Annotated in this window: 14 protein-coding genes; 11 read left to right on the top strand and 3 right to left on the bottom strand. The window is 31.8% G+C overall.

Features of this window, described 5'->3' with window-relative positions:
• The 8 genes from lpdA to auxB all read left to right on the top strand — a co-directional run bounded on the left by lpdA (position 1) and on the right by auxB (position 7,678).
• Positions 1–1,407 carry a dihydrolipoyl dehydrogenase gene (gene lpdA, locus KA926_RS00255; protein WP_019467845.1) on the top strand — a complete coding sequence of 469 codons (1,407 nt, stop codon included), beginning with the start codon at positions 1–3 and terminating at the stop codon, positions 1,405–1,407.
• Between the two features lie 240 nt (positions 1,408–1,647).
• On the top strand, positions 1,648–1,926 hold the full coding sequence (locus KA926_RS00250; protein WP_192946811.1) for a UPF0223 family protein: 279 nt from the start codon (positions 1,648–1,650) through the stop codon (positions 1,924–1,926).
• Between the two features lie 166 nt (positions 1,927–2,092).
• A complete protein-coding gene (locus tag KA926_RS00245; RefSeq protein WP_192946810.1) occupies positions 2,093–2,632 on the top strand; it encodes a helix-turn-helix domain-containing protein in 540 nt (179 codons plus the stop codon).
• Positions 2,633–2,643: 11 nt separating this feature from the next.
• Complete coding sequence (locus KA926_RS00240) at positions 2,644–3,738, top strand: ABC transporter ATP-binding protein (protein ID WP_192946809.1); 1,095 nt, start codon at positions 2,644–2,646, stop codon at positions 3,736–3,738.
• On the top strand, positions 3,731–4,534 hold the full coding sequence (locus KA926_RS00235; protein WP_192946808.1) for an ABC transporter permease: 804 nt from the start codon (positions 3,731–3,733) through the stop codon (positions 4,532–4,534). The genes KA926_RS00240 and KA926_RS00235 overlap by 8 nt, the downstream gene beginning before the upstream one ends.
• Positions 4,535–4,539: 5 nt before the next feature.
• Complete coding sequence (locus KA926_RS00230; protein ID WP_192946807.1) at positions 4,540–5,349, top strand: ABC transporter permease; 810 nt, start codon at positions 4,540–4,542, stop codon at positions 5,347–5,349.
• Positions 5,349–6,422, top strand: a complete 1,074-nt coding sequence (locus KA926_RS00225; RefSeq protein ID WP_192946806.1) for an ABC transporter substrate-binding protein — start codon at positions 5,349–5,351, stop codon at positions 6,420–6,422. The genes KA926_RS00230 and KA926_RS00225 overlap by 1 nt, the downstream gene beginning before the upstream one ends.
• Before the next feature lie 74 nt (positions 6,423–6,496).
• Positions 6,497–7,678, top strand: a complete 1,182-nt coding sequence (gene auxB / locus KA926_RS00220) for a lipoteichoic acid stability factor AuxB (protein WP_192946805.1) — start codon at positions 6,497–6,499, stop codon at positions 7,676–7,678.
• 480 nt (positions 7,679–8,158) lie between these two features.
• Here the strand turns inward: auxB and KA926_RS00215 are convergent, their stop codons facing one another.
• On the bottom strand, positions 8,159–9,484 hold the full coding sequence (locus KA926_RS00215) for an Nramp family divalent metal transporter (RefSeq protein WP_107521390.1): 1,326 nt from the start codon (positions 9,482–9,484) through the stop codon (positions 8,159–8,161).
• Between the two features lie 237 nt (positions 9,485–9,721).
• Here KA926_RS00215 and KA926_RS00210 point away from each other — a divergent pair, with 237 nt between their 5' ends.
• Positions 9,722–10,234, top strand: coding sequence for a DUF4064 domain-containing protein (locus KA926_RS00210; protein WP_192946804.1), 513 nt, complete (start codon positions 9,722–9,724; stop codon positions 10,232–10,234).
• Positions 10,235–11,037: 803 nt separating this feature from the next.
• On the opposite strand, the gene KA926_RS00205 is transcribed toward KA926_RS00210, so the two are convergent.
• Positions 11,038–11,649 (bottom strand): YktB family protein, encoded by a 612-nt coding sequence (locus KA926_RS00205; RefSeq protein WP_192946803.1) that lies wholly within the window; start codon positions 11,647–11,649, stop codon positions 11,038–11,040.
• Between the two features lie 245 nt (positions 11,650–11,894).
• On the opposite strand from KA926_RS00205, the gene KA926_RS00200 reads away from it, so the two are divergent.
• The gene (locus tag KA926_RS00200) at positions 11,895–12,710 is read left to right on the top strand and encodes an inositol monophosphatase family protein (RefSeq protein ID WP_192946802.1); all 816 of its coding nucleotides are present in this window, start codon (positions 11,895–11,897) and stop codon (positions 12,708–12,710) included.
• 196 nt (positions 12,711–12,906) lie between these two features.
• Here KA926_RS00200 and KA926_RS00195 read toward each other — a convergent pair whose 3' ends face one another.
• Entirely contained in the window at positions 12,907–13,098 is a 192-nt protein-coding gene (locus tag KA926_RS00195) for a DUF5325 family protein (RefSeq protein ID WP_019469262.1), read from the bottom strand.
• A 100-nt stretch (positions 13,099–13,198) separates the two neighbouring features.
• On the opposite strand from KA926_RS00195, the gene typA reads away from it, so the two are divergent.
• Positions 13,199–15,046: a translational GTPase TypA gene (gene typA, locus KA926_RS00190; RefSeq protein ID WP_107385291.1), complete on the top strand. Its 1,848-nt coding sequence runs from the start codon at positions 13,199–13,201 to the stop codon at positions 15,044–15,046.
• Positions 15,047–15,289: the final 243 nt, after the last annotated feature.

Genomic DNA, 15,289 nt, shown 5'->3' with positions numbered 1-15,289 from the left:
ATGGTAGTTGGAGATTTCCCAATTGAAACAGATACTATTGTAATCGGAGCAGGTCCTGGAGGATATGTTGCAGCAATTCGTGCAGCACAATTAGGTCAAAAAGTAACAATCGTTGAAAAAGGCGAATTAGGCGGTGTATGTCTTAACGTTGGATGTATTCCATCAAAAGCATTATTACACGCATCTCACCGTTATGATGAAACTAAAAACTCTGAAAATTTAGGTGTTATTGCTGAAAGTGTTTCACTTAAATTTGACAAAGTTCAAGAATTCAAACAATCAGTTGTTAAGAAATTAACAGGTGGCGTTGAAGGATTATTAAAAGGAAATAAAGTAGAAATCGTTAAAGGTGAAGCTTATTTCGTAGATAACAATAGTTTACGTGTTATGGATGAGAAGAGTGCTCAAACTTATAACTTCAAACATGCAATCATTGCAACTGGTTCAAGACCAATTGAAATTCCTAATTTCGAATTCGGTAACCGTGTTATTGATTCAACTGGTGCTTTAAATTTACAAGAAGTTCCTGGTAAATTAGTAGTAGTTGGTGGCGGTTATATCGGTTCAGAACTAGGTACTGCATTTGCAAACTTTGGTTCAGAAGTTACTATTTTAGAAGGCGCTAAAGATATCTTAGGCGGCTTCGAAAAACAAATGACACAACCTGTTAAAAAAGGCATGAAAGAAAAAGGCGTTGAAATTGTTACTGAAGCAATGGCTAAATCTGCTGAAGAAACAGATAATGGTGTTAAAGTAACTTATGAAGTTAAAGGTGAAGAACAAACGATTGATGCTGATTATGTATTAGTTACTGTTGGTCGTCGTCCAAACACTGATGAATTGGGCTTAGAAGAATTAGGTCTTAAATTCGCAGATCGTGGATTATTAGAAGTAGACAAACAAAGCCGTACTTCTATCGACAACATTTTTGCAATTGGTGATATCGTTCCTGGGCTACCATTAGCTCATAAAGCGAGCTATGAAGCAAAAGTAGCTGCTGAGGTTATTTCTGGAGAAGCATCAGAAGTAGATTACATTGGTATGCCTGCTGTATGTTTCACTGAACCAGAACTAGCACAAGTAGGTTACACTGAAGCGCAAGCGAAAGAAGAAGGATTAGAAGTTACAGCTTCTAAATTCCCTTACGCAGCAAACGGTCGTGCATTATCATTAGATGACACAACTGGTTTCGTTAAATTGTTAACACTTAAAGAAGATAATACACTAGTTGGTGCACAAGTAGTTGGTACTGGTGCTTCTGACATTATCTCTGAATTAGGCTTAGCAATAGAAGCTGGTATGAATGCTGAAGATTTAGCATTAACTGTACATGCTCACCCAACATTAGGTGAAATGTCTATGGAAGCTGCTGAAAAAGCTTTAGGATTACCAATTCATACAATGTAATAAATTAGTAAGTATAAATAGTTATACTTTAGATGTTTTATCTTAAATGGTTATGGAAGTAATGAACGATATTACTGTTCTAGTGCTTTCAAATCAATATATAAATGTTTAAAGCTTATAACAAATATATAGGGGCGGGAATAAGGAATCAATTTATTATATTTTGATTTCTGTCCCGCTCTTTTTTTACATCTTTTAAAATTTTGATAATTATCTGTTAATTAAAGGGAGGATAAGTATATGGAATATTCATATCCGATTGATCTTGAATGGACGAATGAAGAAATGATGCAAGTGGTCGCTTTTTTTAATGCTATTGAAAAATACTATGAATCAAAAGTTGAAGGTAAAGTACTGTTAGAACGTTACAATCAATTTAAAAAAATAGTTCCAGGTAAAGCCGAAGAAAAGCAAATATTTAAAGAATTTGAAAAACAAAGCGGCTACAATAGTTACAAAGTAGTAAAATTAGTCAAAGATGCCTCAAATCAAAAATATTTTAGTTCAAAACAAATTTAACTATTGTCATCTTAGCTATATTTTGATATTTTTATTAAGCACTAAACAAAATGTTTGATAAAAGTAAACAAAATATAGCTTTTTTTTGTATAAATAATGCTCACTTTTTGGTTAACTTATGTTCCTTAAATGTGCAAAATAAGAAATTATAAAATAAGGTGACAGAATGAAGATTGGAAAAAAATTAAAGAATCTCAGAAATATAAAGCAACTCACTCAAGGTGAGCTGGCAGAGCGTACAAATCTATCTAAAGGATATGTTTCTCAAATAGAAAGTGAACATGCCTCACCAAGCATGGAAACTTTTTTTAATATTTTAGAAGTGTTAGGGACTACCCCTCGTGAATTTTTTTACGATTCAGCAAATACTAAGGTGTTATATAAGAAAAATGAACAAATTCATTATGATGAATCTGATAAAGGATATTTACTAAATTGGCCAATCACACAATCGAATAATTTTGAAATGGAACCATTAATACTTACTTTGAGATCTAATGCATCATATAAAAGTTTTGATCCATCAGATTCCGATACATTTATATATTGTCTACAAGGCGAAGTTTCGCTTTTATTAGGAAGTGATTATTATCACGCTGAAGAAGGGGATGCGTTGTATTTTAAAGCAAACCAAATACATAGATTAAAGAACCTTACGTCACAAGATGTGAAAGTTCTGGTTGTTGCTACAGCATCATATTTATAGGAGGAGAATACATGAACCCTTTATTGACATTCCAATCAGTAAGTAAAGCTTATGATGGAACTCAAATATTAGATAATATAGATTTGAATATTGAGTCTGGGCATTTTTACACATTATTAGGCCCTTCTGGTTGTGGGAAAACTACAATTCTGAAATTGATTGCAGGCTTTGAACAAGTTGATCATGGACAAATCGTTTATCAAGGAAAATCGATTAATCAAGTTCCTGCTAATAAGAGAAAAGTGAATACTGTTTTTCAAGATTATGCCTTATTTCCGCATTTGACTGTATTTGATAATATCGCATTTGGATTAAAAATAAAAAAATTAAATAAGGAAGTAATTAAAGCTAAAGTAGAAGAAGCTTTAAAATTAGTGAAATTAACTGGCTTTGAAAATAGAATGATAGATGGCATGAGTGGTGGACAAAAGCAACGAATCGCAATTGCCCGTGCTATCGTAAATGAACCTGAGATTTTACTTTTAGATGAATCATTATCGGCATTAGATTTAAAATTAAGAACTGAAATGCAATATGAATTAAGAGAGATTCAATCTAGATTAGGTATTACTTTTATTTTTGTGACTCATGATCAAGAAGAAGCATTGGCACTGAGTGATTATATATTTGTTATGAAAGATGGGAAAATACAACAATTTGGTACACCCACTGATATTTATGATGAACCAGTAAATCGTTTTGTTGCTGATTTTATTGGAGAATCTAATATTTTGAAAGGTACAATGGTCAAAGATTATGTTGTTAATATTTACGACCAAGCATTTAAGTGTGTCGATATGGGAATTCCTAGTCAACAACAAGTTGAAGTCGTAATCAGACCAGAAGACATTGCGTTAGTAACCCCTAATGAAGGATTATTTGAAGTGACTGTTGATTCCATGTTATTTAGAGGTGTACACTATGAAATCAATTGTGTAGATAGAAAAGGTTATGAGTGGATGGTGCATTCTACAAAGAAAACTGAAGTAGGTAGCAAAGTAGGTTTGTTTTTTGAACCAGAAGCGATTCATATTATGGTGCCGGGCGAAACCGAAGCAGAGTTTGATGAACGTATTAATAGCTATGAGGTTAATGATAATGCGTAAAATAAACAGATTTTTATTTATACCATATATCTTATGGATGGTTTTATTTATCGTTGTGCCAGTCATTTTGCTAATTTATTTCTCAATGATTGATATACATGGTCATTTTAGTTTAGATAATTATAAACAAATGCTGACACCAAAGTATTTTTTGATGATATGGGACTCTATATTGTACGCTGTGCTAATTACGATGACTACGTTGCTTATTAGTTATCCAGCAGCATACTTTATTCGTACAGCAAAACATCAGAATTTATGGTTATTGGTATTAATTATACCCACTTGGATTAATTTACTTCTAAAGACCTATGCATTTATTGGCTTGTTCAGTCATGATGGTATTATCAACCGAATATTATATAGTTTGCATTTACCTAAAGCGGAACTTTTATTTACAGGTCCTGCATTTATAATTGTAGCCAGTTATATTTATATACCATTTATGATTTTACCAATTTTTAATAATATGAAGGACATACCGAATAATTTATTACAAGCCTCAAGTGATTTAGGCGCAAGTCGACTAATGACATTTAAAAAAGTAATTTTGCCTTTGACAAAACGTGGCGTACTAACAGGGGTGCAAGTTACATTTATTCCTGCGCTTTCTTTGTTTATGATCACAAGGTTAATTGCTGGTAATAAAGTCATTAATATTGGAACGGCGATTGAGGAACAATTTCTTGTAATTCAAAACTATGGGATGGGTTCAACTATTGCGTTGTTTCTCATTCTCTTCATGGCTTTTGTCCTAATCATTACAAATAAAAAATCTACAAATGGAAAAGGGTGAATCATATGAAATGGTATGGCAAACTATATATCGGTATATTAATTGCAGTGTTGTATATCCCTATACTGTTTTTAATGTTTTATTCATTTAATTCAGCAGGTAATATGATTCACTTTGAGCATTTTACATTAGCGCACTATCTATCCTTATTTAACAATGACAGATTATTAGCAGTTATTTTTAATACGATTGCTGTGGCATTATTAGCTGCTGCAATTGCAACGGTAATTGGAACAATGGGGGCCATTGCTTTATATCATTTAAGAAACAAAAAATTAAAAATTTCGTTACTCACTTTAAATAATGTGCTAATGGTTTCTTCCGATGTTGTTATTGGGGCATCATTTTTGATTATGTTTACCGCAATAGGTCATTTTACAGGTTTAGGGCTTGGTTTTATCACTGTATTAATTTCACACATTGCTTTTTGCATTCCAATTGTAGTGATTATTGTGTTACCTAAGTTATATGAAATGAATGTGCATACTTTAGATGCTGCTAGAGATTTAGGTGCAAGTGAATTACAAGTTTTAAATAAAGTGATGTTACCACATTTGTTTCCTGCAATACTTGGCGGTTTTTTTATGGCACTAACCTATTCTTTGGATGATTTTACAGTTAGTTTTTTCGTTACAGGAAATGGATTTAGCGTATTATCAGTAGAAGTTTATGCTATGGCTCGAAAAGGTATAAGTATGGAAATTAACGCGATATCGACAATACTTTTTATAACGATCATAATAGGTATTCTTGGTTATTATTTGATACAAAAACTTATCAAACGAAATAAAGCATTGAAGCAGGTGACACAATAATGAAACGATTTTTACAATTAATCGTGCTTTCAATTTTCGTTGGACTACTTTGTTTATTGGTAAGCCAAAAACTCACTGAAAAAGAGCATTCTGCTTCAGGTGAAAAAATTTATGTGTATAACTGGGGAGAATATATTGATCCGAGTTTAGTAAAAAAATTTCAAAAAGAAACTGGTATTGAAGTTGTGTACGAAACATTCGATTCAAACGAAGCTATGGAGGCAAAAATACGTAATGGTGGTACAAATTATGATGTTGCTTTTCCAAGTGAATATACGATAGAAAAAATGAAAAAGGAAGGTTTGTTATTACCTTTAAATCATGAGAAAATACCAAATATGAAAAATTTAGATAAAGATTATATGAACATGTCATTTGATAGGAAAAATCATTATTCAGTGCCATACTTTTTTGGTACAGTCGGTATTTTATATAATAAAAATGTATATTCACAAGATAACTTTGATTCGTGGGAAAGTTTATATAATCAAAAATATCAAAATGATATTTTATTAGTAGACGGAGCAAGAGAAGTTATGGGTTTAGGTTTAAACAAATTAGGCTACAGTTTAAATGATAAGCAATCAAATCATTTAGCAGAGGTTGAACAAGATTTAAAACAATTAAGCCCTAATATTAAAGGTGTTGTCGGTGATGAAATAACAATGATGCTTGAACAACACGAAGCTAATATTGCGGTTGTGTGGAGCGGTATAGCAGCGCCAATTGTGCAAAATAATAGTGATTTTGATTACGTTGTTCCAAAAGAAGGATCCAACTTATGGTTTGATAACATGGTAATTCCAAAGACAGCTCAAAATAAAGCAGGTGCACATAAGTTTATCAATTTTATGTTAGATGCACAGAATAGTAAACAAAATACGGAGTGGGTAGCTTATGCAACACCTAATAAGGCTGCAAGAGCACAATTACCAAAAGACATCAAAGATGATGAACGTTTTTATCCTTCAAAGCGTACACAAGCACGTTTAGAAGTTTATAAAGATTTAGGTAAAGATACACTTAGTGAATATAATGAACGTTTTTTAAATTTTAAAATGTCGCTAAATTAAAGCGTAGTATAGTAGTTATTTTATCATTTATTCGATATAATAGTTTGATAAGTAGTATAAGGAGTTGTATAGAAATGTCAGGAGAACAATATACTCAAGTTAGGCGTCCAGTGAGTCGACTAGCAGAAAAGGTATTGGGTTGGTTGAGCTGGATATTCTTACTATTACTAACAATCATCACAATGTTTATTGCATTAGTTTCTTTTAGTAGTGAAAGTTCTATTCAAAATTTAGAAACGTCGTTAAATGGTAATGATTTTATTCAGCAAATATTGGCGAATAATGGATTAAATACGATTCAATTTGTTATTTGGTTACAAAATGGTATATGGGCAGTTATTGTATATTTCATTGTTTGTTTATTAATATCATTTTTAGCGTTAATTTCAATGAATATTAGAATATTATCTGGATTTTTATTTTTATTAGCTACCATCGTCACTTTACCTTTAGTTCTATTATTTGTACCACTCATTATACCGATCCTATTTTTAATAGTTGCAATTATGATGTTTGCACGCAAAGATAAAGTAGAAATGATACCAGCTTATTATTCTGGTGGTTATCAAGGTGGTTATAATGACTATGGTCAAGAAAGAGAAGCAGAACCAAAACCTGAACCGAGACCTGAGCCAAAGTCTGAACCAAACCCTCAATATAATGTACAACAAGATACCTCTGACTTAGAACAACCATCAAACCAAGAGCAACAATTAAGAAGAGGTGGGTACAGTTCCGAAATTGCAGACAAAGTAAATTCGGATATTAATTCAAAAGAGGAAGAACCTCAAGTTTTATCTCGACAGGCTAAATACAATTATAAATCAAGAAAGCAGCCAAATGATTTTGATGAAAATCTTCAAAATGAACAAGAGGACTCAAATATCAATAATGAAGAATCTGAAATAGAAGCTAGACAAAGACAAGAAGCTTTTGAAAAAGAACAACAACTTCAACAAGAAGCTTATGAAGAACAACAGCGAATCAAGCAAGAAAAGGCTGAGGAAGCTGCTAGATTGAAACAAGAAAAAGCCGAAGAAAAAGCTAGAATTAAGCAAGAAAAGAAAGCACGTAAACAGCGTGAAAAAGAAAAACGTAAACAACAACCAAGCGCAGTTAGTCAGCGAAGAATGAACTTTGAAGAACGAAAGAAAATCACAAGTCAATCTGCTGAATCATCAGAGATTGATGAAGAAAAAAGTCAATCAAGTAAAACTAAACAAAATGAAGCAGTAGATTCAGATAAAGAAAAATAAAGATTTTTTCTCTATGCTATACGCAAAATAAGAGGACCAATCCTAATATGGATTGATCCTCTTTATATTTAAAATGTTACGATTTTGATCGTGCATGCTTGCCTGGGGATATGGCTTGAGCCTGTAGTCTCTCGCTCATATCAATTCCCCGGGCGTCAGCACGATGCAAAATCTTTATAAGTGATGTGTTTTAATACAATAGAAAAAAGCTTCGAATTATTTAACTTATACAACTAATAGAAAGTCATATTTTTAATTAACCAAAAGATATAACTCAATATGAATACACATGATGGATGAGTCCATTTTATATAAAAAACTTACGATTTTGATCGTACATGCTTGCCCGGGGATATGGTTCGAGCCAGTAGTCTCTTACTCATATCTTTTCCCTGGGCGTCAGCACATCACCAAATCGCAATTTCGTAAAGAAATCGTCAATTTTGTTTCTCTGTAAATATTTGAGTTTCAGTAATATGTTTACATGAGCTCTTTAAATGTTTCTAATATTAAGTATACATTTAATATGCTTAAAATAATGATTAATAGCCATGAAATAGTATTAACCCAGGTTCTGTTTTTAAATTGTCCCATTAAATAACGATTATTTGTAGCCAGTTGTAAAGGTATTAATGAGAACGGTAAAGCTAAACTTAAAAACACTTGTGAGAACACTAGCAATTGTTCAATTTTTGCTTCATCACTTTTGAAAATAATGATACAGAATATGATAGGTAAAATTGCAAGTAGACGCGTAACAAGTCTACGTAACCAGTTTGGAATTTTAAGGTGCAAAAAACCTTCCATTACAATTTGACCAGCCATCGTACCAGTAATTGTAGAATTTTGGCCTGATGCTAATAAAGCAACTGCGAATAAGGTACTCATAATTGCACCCATAGAAGCTCCTAATACAGGTTGATTTTGTAAAGCGTGATATAAATCGTAGAAACCACCCAATTGATCAGTATTAACACCATAAAATAAAGCTGCACCTAAAACGAGTAATAAGCAATTAATGATAAATGCAATCGAAAGTTGAATATTAGAATCCATCGTAGCATATTTAATTGCATGTGCTTTTGATTTTAAACTATTTCTATCATACATTCTTGATTGAACAATTGAAGAGTGTAGATATAGATTGTGTGGCATAATCGTAGCCCCAATAATCCCTAGAGCAATAAACAATGCGCTGTTATTCGTTATTATTTCTTTGCTTGGTACAAAACCAGTTAAAACCTCATTGACATGAGGTGAGGCAATAAACACCTCAAATATAAAGATCACAAGTACTGTAAAAATTAACGTACCTACAATCGCCTCAATTTTTCGGAATCCAAATCGCATGATAAAGAGTAATAAAAATACGTCCAATACCGTGATAAGTGCACCGACAAGTAGTGGAATGCCGAACAATAAATCTAATGCTATCGCACTTCCGATAACTTCTGCGATATCAGTTGCAATAATTGCTAATTCAGCAATAATCCAAAAAACAAAAGCTAATGGTTTGTTTAAGTAATATTTTGTAGCTTGTGCTAAATCCATACCTGTCGCTATTCCTAATCTTACCGTCATACTTTGTAGTAACATTGCAGATAAACTAGAGAGTAAAATTACGAATAGCAAAATGTATCCAAATTGTGCACCACCTTGCATTGAAGTAATCCAATTTCCTGGATCCATGTAACCGACTGCTACTAATAACCCTGGACCTAAATAAGATAATAACTTTTGACTAAATTTACCATTACTATTAATAGAAACCGTATTGTTGATTTCTTCTAAACTTTTATTATGCATTTTTATATTATTAGCCAATAATGATACCTCCTATACTTCTAACTAACTTTTTATAGGTTACTCCAAATAAAATATTAGGTCAACCTAATAACAAGTAATTACTTAGATAAAGTTTTACTGTTTTTATTTTTTTATTAGTAAATTAATATTTTGAAATATAGAAAATAACACTTTGTAATTTTGTAATTTTGTTAAATTTGCTATGATAGTGATAATGAATGAATAGGAGGAAAAATGATGAATCGGAAAGCAGAAAAAATCCTTGCTTGGATTGCAAACGGTCTTAGTTTATTATTTTTAATACTCATGATTTTGGGATTAATTTTATTGAACTTTCCCGAATCCAAGGAAGCATTAAATCAAATATATGAACAACAAGGTATGTCAATATCGGCAGATGCGCTTAAAGCTTCAATATTAATGCAAGGTGGATTTTTATTATTCGCGACGATTCTAGGATTCAGTGGCGTATTTACAATTAAAGGAAACAGAATTTTAGCTGGTTGCCTTTTAATTGCAGCGGCTTTAATTAGTATTTTTACTGGTAATTTTATCGCGTTAATACTTTGGATTATTGCCGGAATTATGCTATTGGTGAAAAAAGACAAAGGCCAACCACAATATCATAATCAAATACAACAAAATGACATTACTGAAGATGCCAAAGATATTGGTCAACGACAAAAGAGTGATATGAATCCAGAACAAGAATTAAAAAAGAAAAAAGATGAGGATCCTTATATTTATTAAGTTATGTGAAAAGACTTACCAATAAATGATTTATAAAAACTGAAAATATACGCTAACTGCTAACAAAGTATTAACTATGTTAGCAGTTTAGTTATTAGTATAATTTTTGATTTTATATAGAACACAGATTCAGGGTTTAAAATACCATCCTTTTTTCTTGAGCATATTAATAATAAGAAAGATATCACATCATGCTAATGTATTTTTTATAAACGTAAAACAACGACAAAGTCTCCGGCTTTGTTGGCAATCTTTATGCACGCTTTCCGCGGGCACTACCTTAGCTTGTAGTCTTCGGCTAGTGCTATTCCCGCAGGAGTCGGCATAAATCACTGCCAATATTATAATATATGTAAATTAAGCATTGGTGGTGTTTATTATGTTGAATAAATCAATTGATAAAAGAGATCATATGAAATGATTTCTATCTTTGAATGAGTCCTTAATAATCATTGGTTACATAAAGTCGATGCGATATTAGATTTAAATTTTGTATATAAATTTGTCGAAGACAAATATTTGAGAAATAGCTGTCAAAAATAATTTAATAGATCACTCATCTTTATTTATTGATTTTACGCATATTAAAGCAAATGCAAATAAAAATAAGTATACAACCGAATTAGCTGAGAAGGACACACTCCATTTTCAAGAAGATTTAATAATGAAATTAACGAATAAAGTCTAGTTAAAGGAAAAAAATCCTATTTGAAAAAACGATATAAATAGAAAATAAATAAACCCTTCGCATTAATTTGCGAAGGGTTTGTCTACGTTCAGGTCTAAGATATTTATATCTTAGTTTATTTGTAAAATTTTAGTAACTGTTCGAAAGTTTCTTCTAAAAAGTTTAAAAAGCTTTTATCTGTTTTTAATTCGTCCGCATTTGGAGCAAGTGTACGTGCAACAAACAATTCACCTTTTTTTACTTTTTTAACACGATCAATTGCACTTTGTATTTCATCATCTGACATGTCTTTAATATATGTTTTTTCTTGAGACATGTGGTCCAAGCTTAAGCTATAATCGGATGGTAAATTTTTAAGTGTATGAAATTGTTCTTCAAAAACTTTCACACGCTGTGCTTTATCTTTTGCTTCATGCATAACACCGTACATGACAAATAATTGGTTTTCAAAAAGACCTATTTGAAAATGTGGTAACATTTTATAACCACGATTGTTGGTTGCAAAAGCGACCCATGTATCTTTAGGTGGATTTACACTTCGTCTTGCATGTTTAGCAACGTGTGGATAAAAAACTTCTCCAGTTGTTGCCTCTAAATATTGAGAAAAATATTCTCCTAATTCATGCAATTGTGGTCGAACATGTTTATTCAAAGCTTCCATTCTGTTATCTAAACCATCAACAGTAAATGCTTTGAAGTCGTTTATTTTAAATGTATATTTAGCCATTTTAACCTCCTAGTGTGCATCTATTCGTTTATATTTTAGCATAATATAACACTATAAACAGTGACTTTGTTTTTTATTTGAACAATCGTACATTGTACAGAAACGTGTATAAACCTATGAATTAGGGTAAAAACATAGTATTATTAACTAATATGATATTACATACAATTGACTATTTTAAATATATAGTTCTATATCTTATTAAATATTAATGAAAAGTGAGTCGTGAAAAGGAGAGGGATACAATGACTGTTTATGAGTTTGCAAAAGGCCTTATTTTAGAAGCGGGCATCAATGTAAAAAAAATCATGAAACAAGATATAGAAATAGAAACTAAGTCAAATCCCAATGATTTAGTGACAAATGTTGATAAAGCGACAGAAAAATATATTTTTGACAATATCAAGCAGACTTATCCAGAACATTTAGTGATTGGTGAAGAAGGACATGGACATGACCTTAAAGACGAATCAGGCATTGTATGGGTGATTGATCCAATTGATGGAACGTTGAATTTTGTACACCAAAAAGAAAACTTTGCAATTTCTATTGGTATATTTAATGATGGCAAACCATATGCAGGATTTGTATACGATGTAATAAATGATAAACTTTATCATGCAAAAGCTGGTGAAGGTGCATTTGAAAATGGCAACTTGCTACCTGCAATCCAATCGAGCCCTTTAAGTACAAGCATAATTGGTATCAATCCTAATTGGCTTACAAAACCAAGATTGGGTGAAGTGTTCAAACCAATTGTGGACGAAGCTAGAAGCGCGAGAGCTTATGGTTCAGCTGCGCTAGAAATCATTCATGTAGCTACTGGAAAATTAGGAGGCTACATTACACCAAGATTACAACCTTGGGATTTTGCTGGCGGTTTAATCATCCTGCAAGAAGTAGGTGGCATTGGTACAGATTTAATGGGCAACACCTTGTCTATATATGAACCAAGTTCTATAGTAATGGCTAATCCACAATTACATGTGGAATTATTAGAATTTCATTTTCAAAAAAATAATGAAATCATCGAAGCATTACAAAAACGTTTAAAACATTAAGATAATTACTCTAATTCATATTATTAGGCAAAATTTTATATATTTAAGTAAAAGATATATGATAAAAGCAATGAATAAGATAACGAGTAGAGAATGAAATATAAACTTTAAATCATTTTTAAAATTTAAGTCAACATATAAAAAGGACAGAAAATACATTTTCAAAATGATTTTCTGTCCCTATTTATTTTAGCAATTATAGCCAGTTATTTTCACGATATTTCTTTTTTAAAGTGAAACCGTACCCAAATGTTGCAATGAATAGTATAAATGTTAAAATCATCATTGGAACATTTGTAGCAGCGATACTAAAGCTAAATAAAAGCAATAATATAACAGCTATGATAGCGAGTACCCAGAATATTGATTTAGATTTTTTTTGTTGCATCCCAACCACACCTTTATAGTTTTCTTTAACCAATTATATGATATAATAAAAAAGTTGCAAAGAAAAGTGGGAATTTACTCGAGAAAGGAAATTGTATAAAATGACTAAAATAAGAGAAGATGTTCGTAATATCGCAATCATCGCTCACGTTGACCATGGTAAAACAACATTAGTAGATGAATTATTAAAACAATCAGGAATATTTCGTGAAAATGAGCATGTAGATGAAAGAGCAATGGATTCTAACGACATAGAAAGAGAACGAGGCATAACAATTCTTGCTAAAAATACAGCAATTAATTATAAAGATAACAGAATTAATATTTTAGATACGCCAGGACACGCCGATTTCGGTGGTGAAGTTGAACGTATTATGAAAATGGTTGATGGTGTAATCTTAGTTGTAGATGCTTATGAAGGTACAATGCCACAAACACGTTTCGTCTTGAAAAAAGCACTTGAACAAAATTTAAAACCTGTAGTAGTTGTAAATAAAATTGATAAACCTGAAGCTAGACCAGAAGGTGTAGTAGACGAAGTATTAGATTTATTTATTGAATTAGAAGCTAACGATGAGCAATTGGATTTCCCTGTTGTTTATGCATCAGCTGTTAATGGTACTGCAAGTTTAGATTCTGAAAAACAAGATGAAAACATGCAATCACTTTACGAGACAATTATTGATTATGTGCCAGCTCCAATCGATAATAGAGAAGAACCGTTACAATTCCAAATAGCATTATTGGATTATAACGATTACGTTGGTCGTATTGGTGTAGGACGTGTATTTAGAGGAACGATGCGTGTTGGTGATAATGTATCTTTATTAAAATTAGATGGCTCAGTTAAGAATTTCAGAGTGACTAAAATCTTCGGTTATTTCGGATTAAAACGTGAAGAAATTGAAGAAGCTTATGCTGGTGATTTAATTGCCGTTTCAGGTATGGAAGATATTAACGTAGGTGAAACTGTAACACCTAGTGATCATCAAGATCCTTTACCAGTTCTAAGAATTGATGAGCCTACATTGGAAATGACATTTAGAGTGAATAATTCACCGTTTGCTGGACGTGAAGGTGATTTCGTAACGTCTCGTCAAATTCAAGAACGTTTAGATGAACAATTAGAAACAGATGTATCATTAAAAGTAACTCAAACAGAATCGCCAGATAAATGGATAGTTGCAGGACGTGGGGAACTACATTTATCTATTTTAATTGAAAATATGAGACGTGAAGGTTATGAATTACAAGTTTCTAAACCTCAAGTTATCTTAAGAGAAATTGATGGCGTTAAATGTGAACCATTTGAACGTGTGCAATGTGAAGTACCTCAAGAATATACAGGTGCTGTCATTGAGTCATTAGGTCAGCGTAAAGGTGAAATGTTAGACATGGTGACAACGGATAATGGTTTAACTCGTCTTATATTCATGGTTCCAGCGCGTGGTTTAATCGGTTATACTACTGAGTTTATGTCACAGACACGTGGCTATGGTATTATTAACCATACTTTTGAAGAATTCAAACCTCGTGTTAAGGGCCGTATAGGTGGTAGAAGAAATGGTGCGCTTGTTTCTATGGATAAAGGTCAAGCAAGTTCATATGCGATTATGGGACTAGAAGATCGTGGTACAAACTTTATGGAACCAGGAACTGAAGTTTATGAAGGTATGATTGTTGGTGAGCACAATCGTGAAAATGACTTAACAGTAAATATTACGAAAGAAAAACACCAAACTAACGTACGTTCAGCTACAAAAGACCAAACAGTTACAATGAAACGACCAAGAAAATTAACTTTAGAAGAAGCATTACAATTTATCAATGATGATGAATTAGTAGAGGTAACACCTGAAACGATTCGTATTAGAAAAACAATATTAGAAAAAGCAGCGCGTGAAAAAGAATCGAAACGAATCAAACAATTAATGCAAGAAGAAGAATAATTAGTAAATCATCAGTATAATCGAGAGATAAATATCGTTGATTCACATGACAATGTCAATTTCTATTGGAATAATATAGAGATTGACGTTGTCTTTTTTTATGACATTATATAGTTGAGTATACATACAATGATTTGTATTTAGTAATAAAGTCAGTTCAAATTTCAATATCTTAATTGAAGGGTTTAATATGAGATGTGTTGCATTTAAATTTAACTATAACTATTATATGTATTACACTAA

It is taken from the genome of Staphylococcus sp. GDY8P94P (assembly GCF_017892255.1).
GTDB classification, from domain to species: Bacteria; Bacillota; Bacilli; order Staphylococcales; family Staphylococcaceae; genus Staphylococcus; species Staphylococcus cohnii.
This window is presented reverse-complemented; position numbering and strand designations above follow the sequence as displayed.